17 protein-coding genes are annotated in these 16918 nt (G+C 46.5%); 16 read left to right on the top strand and 1 reads right to left on the bottom strand.

Annotated elements, in window-relative coordinates:
- Complete coding sequence (gene map / locus BM292_RS03370) at positions 1 to 789, bottom strand: type I methionyl aminopeptidase (RefSeq protein ID WP_092855282.1); 789 nt, start codon at positions 787 to 789, stop codon at positions 1 to 3.
- Positions 790 to 1058: 269 nt separating this feature from the next.
- Between map and rpsB the strand changes: the two genes are divergently transcribed.
- From rpsB to BM292_RS03290, 16 genes are all read left to right on the top strand, one after another.
- A complete protein-coding gene (rpsB, locus tag BM292_RS03365; protein ID WP_092855279.1) occupies positions 1059 to 1790 on the top strand; it encodes a 30S ribosomal protein S2 in 732 nt (243 codons plus the stop codon).
- A gap of 25 nt (positions 1791 to 1815) precedes the next feature.
- Positions 1816 to 2694, top strand: a complete 879-nt coding sequence (tsf, locus tag BM292_RS03360) for a translation elongation factor Ts (protein WP_092855276.1) — start codon at positions 1816 to 1818, stop codon at positions 2692 to 2694.
- Between the two features lie 113 nt (positions 2695 to 2807).
- Positions 2808 to 3554 (top strand): UMP kinase, encoded by a 747-nt coding sequence (gene pyrH / locus BM292_RS03355; RefSeq protein WP_092855274.1) that lies wholly within the window; start codon positions 2808 to 2810, stop codon positions 3552 to 3554.
- A 76-nt stretch (positions 3555 to 3630) separates the two neighbouring features.
- Positions 3631 to 4152, top strand: a complete 522-nt coding sequence (gene frr / locus BM292_RS03350; RefSeq protein ID WP_407681423.1) for a ribosome recycling factor — start codon at positions 3631 to 3633, stop codon at positions 4150 to 4152.
- An 81-nt stretch (positions 4153 to 4233) separates the two neighbouring features.
- On the top strand, positions 4234 to 5007 hold the full coding sequence (gene uppS, locus BM292_RS03345; RefSeq protein ID WP_092855270.1) for a polyprenyl diphosphate synthase: 774 nt from the start codon (positions 4234 to 4236) through the stop codon (positions 5005 to 5007).
- 1 nt (position 5008) lies between these two features.
- Entirely contained in the window at positions 5009 to 5872 is an 864-nt protein-coding gene (locus BM292_RS03340; RefSeq protein ID WP_092855267.1) for a phosphatidate cytidylyltransferase, read from the top strand.
- 1 nt (position 5873) lies between these two features.
- Entirely contained in the window at positions 5874 to 7064 is a 1191-nt protein-coding gene (ispC, locus tag BM292_RS03335; RefSeq protein WP_092855265.1) for a 1-deoxy-D-xylulose-5-phosphate reductoisomerase, read from the top strand.
- Complete coding sequence (gene rseP / locus BM292_RS03330) at positions 7064 to 8419, top strand: sigma E protease regulator RseP (RefSeq protein WP_092855263.1); 1356 nt, start codon at positions 7064 to 7066, stop codon at positions 8417 to 8419. Before ispC ends, rseP begins: the two co-directional genes overlap by 1 nt.
- Before the next feature lie 38 nt (positions 8420 to 8457).
- Positions 8458 to 10974 carry an outer membrane protein assembly factor BamA gene (gene bamA, locus BM292_RS03325; protein ID WP_092855261.1) on the top strand — a complete coding sequence of 839 codons (2517 nt, stop codon included), beginning with the start codon at positions 8458 to 8460 and terminating at the stop codon, positions 10972 to 10974.
- Positions 10975 to 10994: 20 nt separating this feature from the next.
- Positions 10995 to 11510 carry an OmpH/Skp family outer membrane protein gene (locus BM292_RS03320; RefSeq protein ID WP_092855258.1) on the top strand — a complete coding sequence of 172 codons (516 nt, stop codon included), beginning with the start codon at positions 10995 to 10997 and terminating at the stop codon, positions 11508 to 11510.
- A 4-nt stretch (positions 11511 to 11514) separates the two neighbouring features.
- The gene (gene lpxD, locus BM292_RS03315; protein ID WP_092855256.1) at positions 11515 to 12534 is read left to right on the top strand and encodes a UDP-3-O-(3-hydroxymyristoyl)glucosamine N-acyltransferase; all 1020 of its coding nucleotides are present in this window, start codon (positions 11515 to 11517) and stop codon (positions 12532 to 12534) included.
- A 28-nt stretch (positions 12535 to 12562) separates the two neighbouring features.
- A complete protein-coding gene (fabZ, locus tag BM292_RS03310) occupies positions 12563 to 13015 on the top strand; it encodes a 3-hydroxyacyl-ACP dehydratase FabZ (RefSeq protein ID WP_092855254.1) in 453 nt (150 codons plus the stop codon).
- A complete protein-coding gene (gene lpxA / locus BM292_RS03305; protein WP_092855251.1) occupies positions 13016 to 13783 on the top strand; it encodes an acyl-ACP--UDP-N-acetylglucosamine O-acyltransferase in 768 nt (255 codons plus the stop codon).
- 38 nt (positions 13784 to 13821) lie between these two features.
- Positions 13822 to 14967, top strand: coding sequence for a lipid-A-disaccharide synthase (lpxB, locus tag BM292_RS03300; protein WP_092855249.1), 1146 nt, complete (start codon positions 13822 to 13824; stop codon positions 14965 to 14967).
- Positions 14968 to 15105: 138 nt separating this feature from the next.
- Positions 15106 to 16065, top strand: a complete 960-nt coding sequence (locus BM292_RS03295) for a glutathione S-transferase family protein (RefSeq protein WP_092855246.1) — start codon at positions 15106 to 15108, stop codon at positions 16063 to 16065.
- Positions 16062 to 16892 (top strand): pirin family protein, encoded by an 831-nt coding sequence (locus BM292_RS03290; RefSeq protein WP_092855244.1) that lies wholly within the window; start codon positions 16062 to 16064, stop codon positions 16890 to 16892. The genes BM292_RS03295 and BM292_RS03290 overlap by 4 nt, the downstream gene beginning before the upstream one ends.
- Positions 16893 to 16918: the final 26 nt, after the last annotated feature.

Here is a 16918-nt window from a genome sequence, read left to right as displayed (position 1 = left end):
TTAACTCGTGTGGCGAATAACGCGCGGCAAGTCTTCATCGCTACGCAACGTTAATACTTCGACACCGTCTTCGGTGACTAACAGTGTGTGTTCCCACTGAGCGCTCAAACTGCGGTCTTTGGTGAGTACCGTCCAACCGTCGCGCATGAGTTTGGTGTGACGTTTGCCCGCGTTAACCATCGGTTCGATAGTAAAACACATGCCCGGCTGTAATAGGTCGCCGGTACCTGCGGTGCCATAATGCAAAATCTGTGGCTCTTCATGGAATACGGCGCCAATGCCGTGACCACAATATTCACGTACAATCGAGTAACCGTGCTGTTCAGCATGCTTTTGAATAACCGCCGCGAAGTCACCAGTGCGCATACCCGGTTTGACCATTTTGATAGCCATGTAGAGTGACTCTTGAGTGACGCGAATCAGACGCTCAGCCAAAATACTCGGTTTGCCAACAACAAACATTTTCGAAGTGTCGCCGTGGTAACCATTGAGTTTAACGGTCACATCCAAGTTCATGATGTCGCCTTCTTTCAATGGCTTTTCATTTGGAATGCCATGACAAACAACATGATTTAATGAGGTGCATACCGACTTCGGGAAGCCGTGATAATTTAGTGGAGCAGGGATAGCGCCGTGAGAAACAATATAATCGTGACAGATCTGGTCAATCTCAGCGGTGGTAACGCCAGCTTTGATGTATGGACCAATCATTTCTAATACGTCCGCCGCCAACTTTCCGGCCGCACGCATTTTTTCGATTTCTTCAGGCGTTTTAATACTAATACTCATGAGGCTTGTTAAGTCCCTGCTTAAGTCAATAAAATTGCGCATAGTTTACCAGTAAACCTGAGCATCGTGAAGCATGGTGATAGCCGCATAAAACTTGATTTGCAGTAAAGGTTTATGGTATAAAGCGCCCGCAATTTCTGATTGCACGAAAACTAACTTAAACACACACATACATCGACACATAGCTCGGGGTGCCCAAATACGCAATGACGTTACGGGTCGAACTATGGGATGTATGGAGGCATAACCCCTTAAAAAGGAAAATTATCATGGCAAACGTGTCTATGCGTGACATGCTGAAAGCTGGTGTACACTTCGGTCACCAAACCCGTTTCTGGAACCCAAAAATGAAGCCATTCATTTTTGGCGCGCGTAACAAGATTCATATCATCAACCTTGAGAAAACTGTGCCGATGTTCAACGACGCGTTGAACTTCTTGCAACACGTTGCTTCAAACAAAGGTAAAATTTTGTTTGTTGGTACTAAACGTGCAGCAGCAGACTCAGTACAAGAAGCTGCAGTTAACTGTAAGCAGTTTTATGTAAATCACCGTTGGTTAGGTGGTATGTTGACGAACTGGAAAACTGTCCGTCAATCAATCAAGCGCTTAAAAGAACTTGAAACCATGAGCCAAGACGGCACTTTCGAAAAGCTGACCAAGAAAGAAGCGTTGGTTAATACCCGCGAAATGGAAAAGCTAGAGAAGAGCCTTGGTGGTATCAAAGATATGGCTGGCTTGCCAGATGTATTGTTTGTAATTGATGCTGATCACGAGCACATTGCAATTAAAGAAGCGAATAACCTGGGTATCCCAGTTATCTCGGTTGTTGATACTAACTCAAACCCTGATGGCGTTGATTACGTAATTCCTGGTAACGACGATGCGATTCGTGCAGTACAACTGTACTTGAACGCAGCAGCTGCAGCTATCAACGACGCGCGCGGCGTTGTTGTTGAAGGTAAAGCTGACGACTTCGTTGAAGCTGAAGAAACTGAATAAAGTCATCTGATTAGAGGACAAATACATGGCTATTACAGCAGCTCTGGTTAAAGAACTGCGCGAGCGCACTGGCGCTGGCATGATGGATTGCAAAAAAGCATTGGAAGAGACCGGCGGCGATATCGACGCGGCGATCGAAAACATGCGTAAAAGTGGTCAAGCGAAAGCAGCTAAGAAAGCTGGTCGCGTAGCTGCTGAAGGTGTAATCCTGACTAAGACTGAAGGTAACGTAGGTACTTTGGTTGAATTGAACTGTGAAACTGACTTCGTTGCACGTGACGAAAGCTTCTTAGCATTTGGTAGCAAAGTTATCGATGCGGCATTCGCTAATAAGCACACTGACGTTGAAGCGCTGAAAGCGACCAACATCGGTGACGGCACTGTTGAAGAAGTTCGCGAAGCACTCGTTGCGAAAATCGGTGAGAACATGAACGTTCGCCGTGTGATCACTATTGAAGGTGGTGACTTGGTTGAAGCTTACGTTCACGGCGGCCGTATTGGTGTATTGGTTGCAATCACTGGTGGTGATTCTGACCTAGCTAAAGATTTAGCAATGCACGTTGCAGCAAGCGCTCCACAGTTTGTGAAGCCTGAAGACGTATCAGCTGAAGTGGTTGAGAAAGAGCGTGCTATTCAACTTGATATCGCAATGAAAAGTGGCAAGCCACAAGACATCGCTGAGAAAATGGTTGAAGGCCGTATGCGTAAATTCACTGGCGAAATCAGCTTAACTGGTCAAGCTTTCGTGAAAGATCCATCAATCACTGTTGCAGATTTACTGAAGCAGAAAGGCGCTGACGTTCTTACTTTTGTTCGCTTTGAAGTGGGTGAAGGTATTGAGAAGAAAGCTGAAGACTTCGCTGCTGAAGTACAAGCGCAAATGGCAGCTGCGAAAAAGGCTTAATGCCAATGACGCTGCCGACGACAGACAGTCGATAATAGAAACCGCATCCTGCTCGGCAGGATGCGGTTTTTTTTAAGGTGAACCCCCTCAAAACCTGAACATGGAGCGAACTTATGACACCAAGTAGCAAACCTGCATACCGCCGTGTACTTTTAAAATTAAGCGGTGAAGCGCTAATGGGCGATGAGCCTTTTGGCATTGATGCAAAAGTTTTAGACCGCATGGCTCAGGAAATTAAAGAATTGGTTGAACTGGGCGTTCAAGTTGGATTAGTGATTGGCGGTGGTAACCTATTTCGCGGTGAAGGCCTCGCTAAAGCTGGGATGAACCGTGTGGTTGGTGATCATATGGGCATGTTGGCAACCGTAATGAACGGCTTGGCGATGCGTGATGCACTGCATCGTGCGTTTGTGAACGCACGATTGATGTCAGCCATTGAATTAAATGGTGTTTGCGATAGCTATAATTGGGCAGACGCGATTAGTTTATTAAAATCGGGTCGAGTCGTGATATTTTCGGCCGGTACCGGTAACCCATTCTTTACCACTGATTCAGCAGCTTGCCTACGCGGCATTGAAATCGAAGCTGACTTAGTGCTCAAAGGAACGAAAGTTGACGGGGTGTTCTCTGCGGATCCAGTCAAAGATCCAAACGCCAAATTGTTCCGTCAAATCAGTTATAATGACGTACTACAACAACAGCTTAAAGTGATGGATTTAGCGGCGTTTACGCTTGCTCGCGACCATAATTTACCGATTCGTGTGTTTAATATGAATAAACCCGGTGCGTTAAGAGCCGTGATTATGGGCGAAGAAGAAGGTACACTAATAGCCAGTGAAAGCGTGATTGAGCAAGCATAAACCAAAGAGTTTGTGCACTAAGAATTGAAAGGATAAAAACGTGATAAACGAAATTAAGCAAGACGCCAAGCAGCGTATGGAAAAGAGTGTTGAGGCGCTGCGCTCACAAATTTCAAAGGTTCGCACCGGGCGTGCGCACCCAAGCATTCTAGACGGTATTATGGTGCCATATTACGGCGCTGATACGCCATTGAAGCAACTCGCTAACATTACTGTTGAAGATTCACGAACACTGGCGATTACGGTGTTTGATAAATCTTCAAGCGCTGCAGTTGAAAAAGCCATCATGACCTCGGATCTAGGGTTGAATCCGGCCGCGGCAGGTACTGTTATTCGTGTGCCACTACCGCCACTGACCGAAGAGCGTCGTCGCGATTTAGTGAAAGTTGTGCGCGCTGAAGCTGAGCAGGGGCGTGTTGCGGTTCGCAACATTCGTCGCGATGCGAATAATGATTTGAAAGAATTATTGAAAGAAAAAGAAATCACTGAAGATGAAGAACGTAAAGGCACTGATGAAATTCAGAAGCTTACTGACACTTACATCGCAAAAATTGATGAACTGCTGGCTGAAAAAGAAAAAGATTTGATGGAAGTTTAAGCAGTCACTTGTATTCCACGTTGGTGGAGAGCGCCGTGTCAGGTATACTCGCACGGCGTTTTTTCTTGTATGGCATTACCTATGACAACAACGGAAGTCTCGACAATAAAAATTCCACGGCACGTGGCAATCATCATGGATGGTAACGGGCGCTGGGCGCAAATGCGTGGCAAGCGCCGCACCGCAGGTCATAAGGCAGGCGCGCAAGCGGTGCGTGCAGCAGTTGAATTTGCTCGCAAAAAAGGTATTGAGTCATTAACCTTATTTGCGTTTAGTAGTGAAAACTGGAAGCGGCCAGAACAGGAAGTTTCAGTGCTCATGGAATTATTCATGACTGTGCTAAAACGTGAAGTCAAAAAACTTCACAAGTATAATGTGCGGTTACGAATCATCGGAGATAAGTCAGCTTTTGGCGAGCGTTTGCAACGACAAATGCACGAGGCCGAAGCATTAACGGCGGGTAATACGGCGTTAAACTTGAATATTGCAGCGAATTACGGTGGTCATTGGGATATCACCCAAGCGGCTCGGAAGTTGGCAGTACAAGTTGCGGCGGGAGAGCTCACGCCAGCAGATATTACCGAAGAAAAATTGGCTGGCCAGCTTGAGTTAGCTGATCAGTCAGTGCCAGATTTATTAATAAGAACAGGTGGCGAACACCGAATTAGCAATTTTCTGCTGTGGCAATTAGCCTATGCGGAGTTTTATTTTAGTAAGGTATTATGGCCAGACTTTGACGATCGTGAATTTGCCGCAGCTATTGCAGACTTTAGCTGTCGGGAAAGACGCTTCGGGCTCACTAGTGAGCAATTACAACAAGCCATTTTAGATACCGACGTGACAACCGGGGATTAGTTTGCTGAAACAACGTTTAATAACTGCAATTATTTTAATCCCATTAGCTTTATATGCGGTGTTTGGGCTGCCATTATTGTGGTTTGCGATTGCCGTGATTGGGTTAATGGCAGCAGGAGCGTGGGAATGGGCGCCACTGATGAATGTGACGCGCACCAGCGCTCGCATTGCATACACGGCGTTTGTCGCGATCTTGCTGGGTTGTCTGATGTGGTTAGTGCCACTGAATAAGATTTGGTTAGACGGTGAGCTCGACCCAATTATTTACGCATTAATAGTCATTGGATGCGTCTGGTGGTTGCTGGCGATAGCTCTGGTGATTAATTATCCGAAAAGTCGTCGTGTGTGGTCACGAACCCGTTCAATTGTTGGGGTGTTTGGTTTATTGACCCTTGTTCCAGCATGGGCCGGCTTGGTTGCCGTACGTTCACTAAATTATGCTGAGCAACCATTGTTTGGCGGTTTTGCGGTATTGTTTGTACTACTTCTTGTGTGGGCTGCCGATGTCGGTGCCTATTTCGCCGGCGTGCGCTATGGCCGTAACAAACTGATGCCAGCAGTGAGCCCAGGCAAAACAATGGAAGGCCTGTGTGGCGGTATCACCTTAGCATTTGTGGTGATGATGGTATTGGCACATTGGTTGAAAATTCCTGCCGAGCAGTTTAGCGGTTACTACGTGACAGGTTTAGTCACAGTTGTCGCATCCGTATTCGGTGACCTCAATGAAAGTATGTTTAAACGCTGTGCCGGCGTAAAAGACAGTGGTTCATTGTTGCCGGGTCATGGTGGCATTCTTGATCGTATTGATAGTTTAACCGCTGCGTTACCGATTTTTACGCTCGCTTATTTGTGGTTCTTGGCCTGATATGAAGCAACGAGTTACCGTTCTTGGCGCAACTGGCTCAATTGGCCAGAATACTTTAGCTGTGATGGCAAATCACCCTGAGCACTTCGAGCTGTTTTCGGTAACCGCAAACGGTAACGTGACTGATATGGCGACACTATGTCGTCGGTTTAAGCCGCGGGTAGCGGTAATGGCCGATAAACAAGCTGCGCTGCGTTTACAGCAAGAATTAGTTGATCTTGACTGCGAAGTTTTAGGCGGTGCCGAGGCCGTTATTGCGGTGGCCGCTGAACCGCAAGTTGATACGGTTATGGCTGCGATTGTTGGGGCAGCGGGATTGCTGCCAACGATGGCGGCCGTTAAAGCTGGTAAACGCGTGCTATTGGCAAATAAAGAAGCGTTAGTCATGTCAGGGCAACTGTTTATGGATGCCGTGGCGACGCATGGCGCTGAGCTATTGCCAATCGACAGCGAGCATAATGCGATTTATCAGTGTTTACCGCCAGAAGTGCAACAGCCGTTAGGGCATGCTGATCTCGCTGCAGCGGGCATCCATCAAATTTTGTTAACTGGCTCAGGTGGTCCTTTTCGCGAATTGCCGATAAGCCAACTTGCTCAACAAACACCGGCGGCAGCGTGTAACCATCCCAACTGGTCGATGGGACAAAAAATTTCTGTTGATTCGGCAACCATGTTAAATAAAGGTCTCGAGTATATTGAGGCACGCTGGTTGTTTAATTGCAACAAGCAACAACTACAGGTGTTGGTGCATCCGCAAAGTGTCATTCATTCGATGGTGAGCTATTGTGACGGTTCGGTTATTGCGCAACTCGGTCAGCCCGATATGCGTACGCCAATCGCTTATGGTTTAGGTTACCCGACGCGTATCGAGAGTGGTGTTCAAGCCTTGGATTTCCTTCAGCTTAGCGCGCTAACTTTTATGCCTGCTGATGCGGCCCGTTATCCATGCTTGCAATTAGCGATTGATGCGTGTTGGGAAGGACAGTGGGCTACCACCAGTTTAAATGCAGCCAATGAAATTGCTGTTGCAGCATTCTTACAAGAACGAATTCCATTCACCGCAATCGCTAAAATTTGTGATAGTGTGTTACAGCAACTGAACGCAACTGAACTGACAACGGTTGAAGCGTTAGTAGATTTAGATACTGAAGCACGCGCTATAGCGCGGCAGCAGGTGGAGCAAGTTTCGTAATGGGCAGTATTATTTGGTCGCTTGGTGCCTTTGTCATCACCCTTGGTATTTTGGTGACCTTTCATGAATTTGGACACTATTGGGTCGCCCGTCGTTGTGGTGTGAAAGTACTGACGTTTTCAGTTGGTTTTGGTAAACCCATTTGGCAACGCCAAGCGCGAGACGGTACCGTGTACCAAGTTGGTCTTATTCCACTCGGCGGCTACGTGCGAATGCTCGATGAGCGCGTAGATGAAGTGCCTGCAGAGCAACGTCATTTAAGTTTCAATTCAAAATCTGTCGCGCAACGTGCTGCAGTCATTGCAGCGGGGCCAATCGCTAATTTCATTTTGGCAATTGCGGTATTGTGGTTAATGTTTCTATTGGGCGTGCCATCAGTGAAGCCGATTATCGGCACCACAGACGCTAACTCAATTGCAGCAGCTGCAGGAATTGAAACGCCAGCCGAAATTGTCTCGGTGGATAACCAACGTACGGCTGACTGGCAACAGGTTAACCTGAACTTGGCGGCAGCACTTGGTAACGAAACTGTGACGCTACAAACCCGCGACGAAAATAATCGCCTGCGTGACTACACGTTAGATATCAAACAGTGGCGTTTAGATGATAACCAACAGCCAACATTTGTGGCGTTGGGCATGCGTCCGTTCCAGCCGGAAGTTTCATTAACATTAAGTTACGTTGCAGAAAATTCGCCGGCAGCTGAGGCTGGTTTGCAGCTTCAAGATAAAATTCTCGGATTTAATGGAACTCCTGTAACTGATTGGCCTCAAACGAGAGACTTAATCATGCAGGCGCCAGGGCAAGTGGTCGATTTGACCATCGAACGCCAAGGCCAGCAGATGGTTGTGACAACGCGCTTAGGTAGTCGAGAAGTAAATGGCCAACAAATCGGCTTTTTAGGGGTTGAACCTACTGTTGCCCCGTATCCTGAAGCCTATCGATTTACCCAACAATTTGGGGTCATCGATGCGCTATGGCAGGGTGCAGAGCGCACCTGGGAATTGATGGTTCTTAGCGTGAAAATGCTGGGTAAACTGGTTACTGGAACCGTTTCGGTAAGTAATTTAAGCGGCCCTGTTGCGATAGCTGAAGGTGCTGGAGCAACAGCGAGCTATGGATTCGTTTATTTTTTAGGGTTTCTAGCATTAATTAGTGTCAACTTGGGCATCATTAATTTGGTACCGTTACCGGTATTGGATGGCGGGCACCTCGCATTTTTAGCCATTGAAGGCGCGAGAGGCAAACCCGTTTCAGAACGTGTTCAAGAAATTTGTTACCGTATTGGCGGTATTCTAATTTTTGCACTCATGGCAATCGCAATCAGTAATGATATTTTGCGATTGTCGCAATGAAACGACATGTACAACATAAAACAATTAAGTAGCACAGAATGACGTTGAAACAGCTGTTTTTAAGCGCCCTCGTTGCAGCGGCGTCACTGCCGGCCCACGAGGCGAGTAGTGCAGAAAATAATTCACAAGTAAATGCCGAAAAATTCGTTGTTGAAGATATTCGGGTGCGCGGTTTACAACGTGTCGCATTAGGTGCGGCGTTAACCTACATTCCAATTCGAGTGGGTGACGAAGTGGATGCGAATCGTATCCGCGCGAGTATTCGTTCACTCAACTCTGCCGCCTATTTTGAGAATATTATCGTTAAACGAGACGGTAATACGCTGGTATTTGAAGTCATCGAACGGCCGACTATTTCAAGCATCGAATTTGATGGCAACAAAGAAATTAAAGATGAGATGCTAGAAGAGAGTTTGACCGACAGCGGTATTGTTGTTGGTGAACAGCTTGATCGCACGATGATCTCATCGATTGAAACCGGTCTTGAAGATTTCTTCCATGGCGTTGGTAAATATAACGCGACGGTTGATATCAACGTGATTGAGCTACCACGTAACCGTGTGCGTCTCGAATTACAATTTGAAGAAGGTGATTCAGCTGAAATTCAACAGATCAATATCGTTGGTAACAGTAGTTTCACTGATGAGCAGTTGCTAGTTGATTTCGAATTAAAAGACCAGTTGCCGTGGTGGAACTTTATCGGCGAGCGCCGCTATCAGAAGCAGCAGTTAACCGGCGATTTGGAAAAGTTGGAAAGCTTTTATCGTAATCGTGGTTATTTAGCGTTTCAGGTTGAATCCGTTCAAGTCAGCATGACCCCAGATAGAGAGGGCGTTTACATTACAATTAATGTGAACGAAGGCGACGTATACGATATTCGCGACGTCAATGTCATTGGCGACCTGAAAGGGCACGAAGAAGTTATTAAACGACTGACTGCTATCGATCCTGGTACGCGTTATAACGCAGAACAAATCACTTTCCTTGAAGATGCGATATCGCGCTATTACGGCCGATTTGGCTATGCGTATCCAGAAGTTCGCGCCATACCAGATATGCAAGAAGGTAGTAACGAGGTTGATCTAACGTTTTCAGTGAATCCTGGCCAACGTATCTATGTTGATCGAATTAACTTCATTGGTAACAACATTACTGCCGATGAAGTCTTGCGCCGTGAAATGCGTCAACTTGAAGGTGCGCCATTAAACGATCAATTAATTGAACAAAGTAAAGTGCGACTTGAACGCCTTGGTTATTTTGAAACCGTCGAAACCTCAACCCGCAAATCAGACACCCAAGATGATCGGGTAGAAGTCGATTTTACCGTAAAAGAACAGCCATCAGGCAGTTTCAACTTCACCTTGGGTTACGGTGATTATTCAGGTTTCCAAATAGGCCTTGGTTTGTCGCAAGAGAACTTCTTAGGCTCGGGTAACCGTGCTGCCATTAACGTCAATACCAACCGTTATAACAAAAGTGCCTCGGTATCTTATACCGACCGCTACTTAACTAAAGACGGTGTGAGCTTGTCTGGACAGGTTTATATCAGCGAGTTTGATGCCGGTAACCTTGAAAACTATATTCGTTACAACAAAAAACAATATGGTATTGGTAGTTCTATTGGTTTCCCAATTAACGAAGTGACCAGCTTGAATTTCGGCGCAACTTACCGTAACGAGCAAATCAGTAACGTTGATAGTTATGAGCAAGTATCACGCTTCTATCGTCCGTACCTTGATGAGCAAAATCCTAATCTTGGCGTTAAATTCGATATTTTTGAGTTATCGGCTGGTATCAGCCGCGTGACATTGAACCGCGGGATGTTCCCAACGGCAGGTTCATCGAATAGCTTAAGCTTTGAAGTTGCGACGCCAAATAGTGACGTGAATTACTTCCGTACTAACTACGACTATCGTCAATATTTCCCAATTACCGACAGCCATAGCTTTGTGTTTATGACACGCTTACGCATTGGCTACGGTAATGGTTATGGCACCGATGATAACGGTAACGAGTACTTGTTCCCATTTTATGAGAACTTCCGTTTAGGTGGTCGTGATAACTTGCGTGGCTTTGAGGGCAACACCATTGGCCCACGTGCGATTTATCGCTATCCACAAACGATTCCTGGTCAGCCAGGATATGATGGTATTCCAACCGGACTGCCAGCATACCCAGGAGCAGATCAACTCGCGGTAAGCCAGTATTCGGTTGGTGGTAACGCGATGGCTGTTGGTGGTCTAGAATTAATTGTGCCAACACCGTTTATTTCTGAAGAGAATAAAAACACGGTAAGAACAAGTTTCTATATCGATGTTGGTAACGTTTGGGATACCGAGTTTGACTACGCAACGTATAGTCAACTCGAGCTCATCGGTAACTCAGAAGCATTGAAGGATTACAGCGAGCCAACGCACTATCGCGCTGCCGCCGGTATTTCTATACAATGGATTTCACCTATGGGACCTATCACGTTATCATTTGGTCGGCCGATTAAATCAGAAGAGACCGATCGTACGCAGACGTTTACGTTCAATATCGGTACAACATTCTAATAAGTATCAAGGAGTTAATAGTGAAAGCTATCGTTAAATCTAGTATCGCAGTGGCTTTGTTGTCATCTGCAATGTTTGCAAATGCTGCTGAAGCACAGCAAAAAATCGGTTTTGTTAGCATGCAAGAAGTTTTTGCGAACTTGCCACAAGCGCGCAATCTTGAACAACAAGTTCAAGACGAATTTAAAGGTCAAATTGACGAAGTGACTAAACTTGAAGAGCAAATGCGTGCTTTGAGTGAAAAAGCACAGCGTGACGCGTCAATCATGTCACCAGCTGAGCGCGTTAAAATGGAACGCGAAATGGAAATGCTCGACACCACTCGTCAACTTAAAATGAAAGCTTTGCGCGAAGACATGGGCCGTCGTGGTAATGAATTACGTGACAAATTGATGACTGACGTGATGCGCAATGCACAAGCTGTTGCCAGCGAGCAAAGCTTTGATGTGGTATTACAAAGCAGTGCATTAATTTACGCCGCTGACTCAGCTAATTTGACTGATGAAGTTGTGAAAAAAATGACTGGTGGAAACTAAGTTAATGCAAACACTCACATTGCAGCAGCTTGCTGACGCAATTGGTGCGCAGGTGCAGGGCGATGCCGCCCTCACGGTAACCGGTGTTGCAACTCTTGCCTCGGCTCAGCCGGGGCAAATTGCCTTTTTGGCGAATGAAAAATATCGAAGTCAGCTTGATACGTCGAAAGCAAGTGCCGTCATCGTGGCTCCGAATATCGAGGTTCCGGCAGGCATGTCAGTTTTGTGCACATCAAATCCATATGCGGGATTTGCGAAAGTTGCGCAGCTGTTAGATACCACGCCAAAGGCTGCTGAAAGCATCCATGCCAGTGCGCAGATTCATCCAAGTGCAAAGATCGGGAAAAATGTCGCCATTGGTGCGAATGCGGTGATTGCTGAAAATGTTGAGCTCGCCGACAATGTAACCATTGGTGTTGGCTGCTATGTCGGCCCTGGTACACGCATTGGCGCGCATACGCAGTTATGGCAACACGTGGTGATTTATCACAACTGCGTGATTGGTGAGCACTGTTTAGTGCACGCCGGTAGTGTGATTGGAGCCGATGGTTTTGGTTGGGCCAATGAAGGCGGTAAATGGATTAAAATTCCACAGCTTGGTCGTGTCGTCATCGGCAATCGAGTCGATATTGGTGCGAGCACGACGATTGATCGCGGAGCCCTAGACGATACTGTGATTAGCAACGGTGTGATTATTGATAATCAGTGCCAGATTGCGCATAACGTGTTTATCGATGAAGACACTGCGATTGCTGGTTGTACGGTATTAGCTGGTAGTTGTCGTATTGGTAAACGTTGTCTGATCGGTGGTGCTACCGCAATTAACGGACATATTTCGATTTGCGATGACGTACAAATCAGTGGTTTCTCAATGGTTATCAAAGAGATTACTGAGCCTGGAGCCTATGCTTCCGGTATTCCAGCTGCGCCACAAAGAGAGTGGCGTCGTAATGGCGCTCGTTATCGTCAGTTAGACGATTTGTTCCAGCGCGTAAAGAAAATAGAAAAACAACTCGAACAATAATTATTCATGTAAAAACGAGGATGACGCTTTGTCTGCAGATGGCGCATTTGATATTAAAGAAGTTCTTCGGTTATTACCGCATCGCTATCCATTTTTGTTAGTGGACAAGGTGGTTGCTTGTGACAATCAATCAACCATTCATGCGGTAAAAAATGTTTCAGTCAATGAACCTATTTTTACTGGGCATTTTCCAGAGAACCCGATTTTCCCTGGCGTATTAATTTTGGAAGCTTTAGCGCAAGCAGCCGGTTTACTTGGCTTCAAGATAACTGCAAGCAGCCCAGGGTCGAATGACCTATACTTGTTTGCAGGTGTCGATAACGCTCGTTTTAAACGTCAAGTATTACCCGGTGATACCATGAACTTGCACGTCACTTTTGAAAAAGAACGTCGTGGTATTTGGGTATTCAAAGGCCGCGCAGACGTTGACGGTGAGTTGGCATGTAGCTGCGATATTATTTGTGCAAGAAGGGAAGTCTAAGTGATTCATCCAACCGCGATTATTGATGACTCAGCCCGCATTGGCAACAATGTCGAAATTGGTCCGTACTCAATTGTTGGGGCGAATGTCGAAATTGGAGACAATTGCGTCATTGGTCCACACGTTGTGCTGCGTGGACCAACGGTTTTGGGCAAAAATAACCGGATTTTTCAATTTGCTTCGGTTGGCGAAGATTGCCAAGATAAAAAGTATAACGGTGAGCCAACACGGCTCGTGATCGGTGACAATAATGTTATTCGTGAATGCGTGACAATTCACCGCGGTACTGTCCAAGACCAAGGCTTAACTCAAATTGGTAGCAATAATTTGCTCATGGCATACGTTCATGTCGCTCACGACTGTATGGTTGGTGATAACGTCATATTGGCGAACAACACGACCTTAGCAGGGCACGTGCATGTTGGCGACTGGGCCATCTTGGGTGGTTTTACCGGTGTGCATCAGTTCTGTCACATTGGTGCGCATGCATTCACCGCTGTTAATTCGGTTGTGGTACAAGATATTCCACCGTATATCATGGCGCAGGGGCATAATGCCGCACCGCGTACGATAAACGCTGAAGGTTTGAAGCGCCGTGGCTTCCAACCAAATCAGATTCTGAATATTAAGCGCGCTTTTAAATTACTTTACCGTCAAGGTTTGACGATTAGTGAAGCTGTCGAAAAAATGCGCGAGCTTGATGCTGACGTTGAACTTACGCCACTGATTGATTTTGTCCAGAACAGTCAGCGGGGCATTATTCGCTAAGCTACGGCGAAGTAATGGCGAAGTAGCGGCGAAGTATCATGACCAGTTCAACAGCTCCTCTCATTGCAGTCATTGCCGGCGAACACTCGGGTGATTTGCTCGGCGCTGGCATGCTTCGCGAACTCCGCAATCGTTATCCTGATGCCGAATTCATTGGTGTCGGCGGTCCGCTCATGCAAGCGCAAGGCCTGACAAGCTTGATTCCGATGGAGGATCTTGCGGTCATGGGTATTGCAGAGGTGCTGGGGAGTTTGTTCAAGTTACTCGGGCATCGACGGTTGTTGGTGAATACGTTTTTAGAACGTCGACCTGATGTGTTTATTGGAATTGATGCGCCGGATTTTAATTTACCTATCGCTAAACGCTTAAAAGCTGCAGGTATTAAAACGGTGCACTATGTCAGCCCATCTGTTTGGGCGTGGCGGCAAGGGCGCATTCACGGCATCAAGCAAGCTGTTGATCACGTATTATGCTTGTTGCCATTTGAAAAAGCCTTTTATGACGAACATGAATTGCCGGCAACTTTTGTCGGTCATCCGTTAGCAGACAGCATTCCGATGACCTGGTCAAAGCTGGCGGCACGAGAGCATCTTCAGTTAGCTACTGAGCAGCAATGGATTGGTGTGTTGCCGGGCAGCCGCAAGGGTGAAATCGCACGCATGGCGCCGTTATTTTTAAAGGTTGCTCAACGCCTACACGCAGAGCAGCCCAATTTAAAATTTGTCACACCCATGATCAGCGCTGCTCGAGCCGAGCAGTTTCGAAACTTACAGCAACAGATAGCACCAGATTTACCATTAACCATAATTGATGGGCAATCACGCGACACGATGGCGGCATGTGACGCGCTGTTGCTTACTTCCGGGACGGTGACATTAGAGGCGATGTTAATCAAGCGCCCGATGGTGGTGGCTTATAAATTTAACTGGCTCACTTATCAACTTATCAAGCGATTATTTAAAGCACCATTCTTCAGCTTGCCAAATCTTCTTGCTAACACCCTGTTGGTGCCTGAGTTTGCGCAACATGAAGCGACTGAAGAGAATCTCTGTCAGGCGCTGACAACGCAGTTACAACCTAGCGCTGAGCAAACCATCACTCGTTTTACTGAGCTCCATGAACAGTTACAGCAGCGCGCAGACATGCTCAGTGCGGACGTGGTTAGTCAGCTATTAAACAGCTGAATTAGGCTTCAACCGTAACAATAGCTCCATCTAAATTCGATTTTTTCGAATATAAAGCCGTGATTTTCTCAATAATCATTCGATTACTTACCCGTTATACTCCTTTTTAAGATTTTAAAATGTTTTAAGGAGAGCGTCATGGGATTACTCGTAGACGGCAAATGGCAAGATAAATGGTATGACACCGATAGCACTGGCGGGAAGTTTGAACGCAGTGCAGCGCAGTTTCGTAATTGGATAGAAGCGGATGCGTCGGCAAGATTCCCAGCTGAATCAGGTCGTTATCATTTATATGTAAGTTATGCGTGCCCTTGGGCGCATCGGACTTTGATATTTCGCAAACTGAAGCAATTAGAAGATCATATTTCGGTATCTGTGGTACATCCATTGATGTTAGAGAATGGCTGGGAGTTTGCTGAACAACCGTTGCATGACGAATTATATAATTTAGAGTTTTTGTATCAGCTATATCTGAAAGCCGATGCGAACTACAGTGGTCGCGTCACTGTGCCGGTGCTGTGGGACAAGAAAGAGCAAACGATTGTGAGCAATGAATCTGCTGACATCATTCGTATGTTTAATAGTGCGTTTAATGATCTCACGGGCAATACGTTGGATTTTTATCCAGCGGCCTTGCACAGCGACATTGATGCGATTAATGACATGGTTTACGACCGCGTTAATAATGGTGTTTATAAGTGTGGCTTCGCAACCGCACAAGCGGCTTACGAAGAGGCATTCGACGCCCTGTTTGATGCGCTCGATTCGCTTGAACAACGTCTTGCTAGCCAACAATTCTTGGTAGGCGATACCTTAACGGAAGCCGACTGGCGGTTATTTACAACCTTGGTACGTTTCGATGCGGTTTATGTGGGGCACTTCAAAACCAATAAGCGACGCATTGTTGATTATCCGAATCTTTGGAATTACGTGAAAGCATTGTACCAAGTGCCAGGTGTGGCGGAGACCGTGGTGATGGACCATATCAAACAGCATTATTACGGTAGTCATCATATGATCAATCCAACCGGCGTGATTCCAGTTGGGCCACAACTCGATTTTTCTGCATCGCATACGCGTAAAGAGGTGGTGTTATGAGTCAGGTTATTTTAAGTCGTCACCGTGGTATGCCAGCCCAAGATGGCGCTGGGGTGAAGCTCACGCGAATTGTGAATCAACCCAGTTTGCGTCATCAAGACCCGTTTTTAATGCTGGATGAGTTTCGTTCGGATAATCCGAATGACTATATTGCTGGCTTTCCACCGCATCCGCATCGTGGTTTTGTTACGCTAACTTACATGTTAGCTGGACGCATGGAGCATAAAGACTCGAACGGCAATACAGGTGTGGTTGAGTCTGGCGGTGCACAGTGGATGAAAGCCGCGCGTGGTATTATTCATGCTGAAATGCCAAAGCAAGAAGATGGTTTGATGTGGGGTTTTCAGTTGTGGATCAATTTGCCGGCTGCACGCAAAATGGAAGCGGCAGATTGGGCTGATTATCCGCAAGATAAATTGGCTCATATTGATTATGAAAAAGCACAGGTTCGGGTCATCGCGGGCGAGTTTGACGGTGGCATCGGACCAATTCAACAACCTGAACAGCGCTTCTTAATGCTCGACGCGCGATTGGAACCGAATGCCAAGGTGACAATTCCGAGTCAACAGCAAAAAACACGTTTAGCTTACGTGTACGCCGGTGGCGTGACTATCAACGAAAGTGCGGTTGCTCGTGGTGAGTTGGTGCGATTGAATGATACTGACGATTTGCATATTGTCGCCGCAGAGGGTTCTGCCGGTGTTATTATTTTAGCTGGTGAACCGATTGGTGAACCAATTGCCCAATACGGGCCATTTGTAATGAATTCACAGGCTGAGATAGAGCAGGCATTGCGTGATTATCAAGCAGGTAAACTGACTGCGTAGACGCAGTCATTGTAGAAATTTGTGTG

Source organism: Pseudidiomarina tainanensis (genome assembly GCF_900115255.1).
Lineage (GTDB): Bacteria > Pseudomonadota > Gammaproteobacteria > Enterobacterales > Alteromonadaceae > Pseudidiomarina > Pseudidiomarina tainanensis.
The sequence above is the reverse complement of the archived record's forward strand: the minus strand, read 5'-3'. Positions and strand labels throughout refer to the sequence as shown.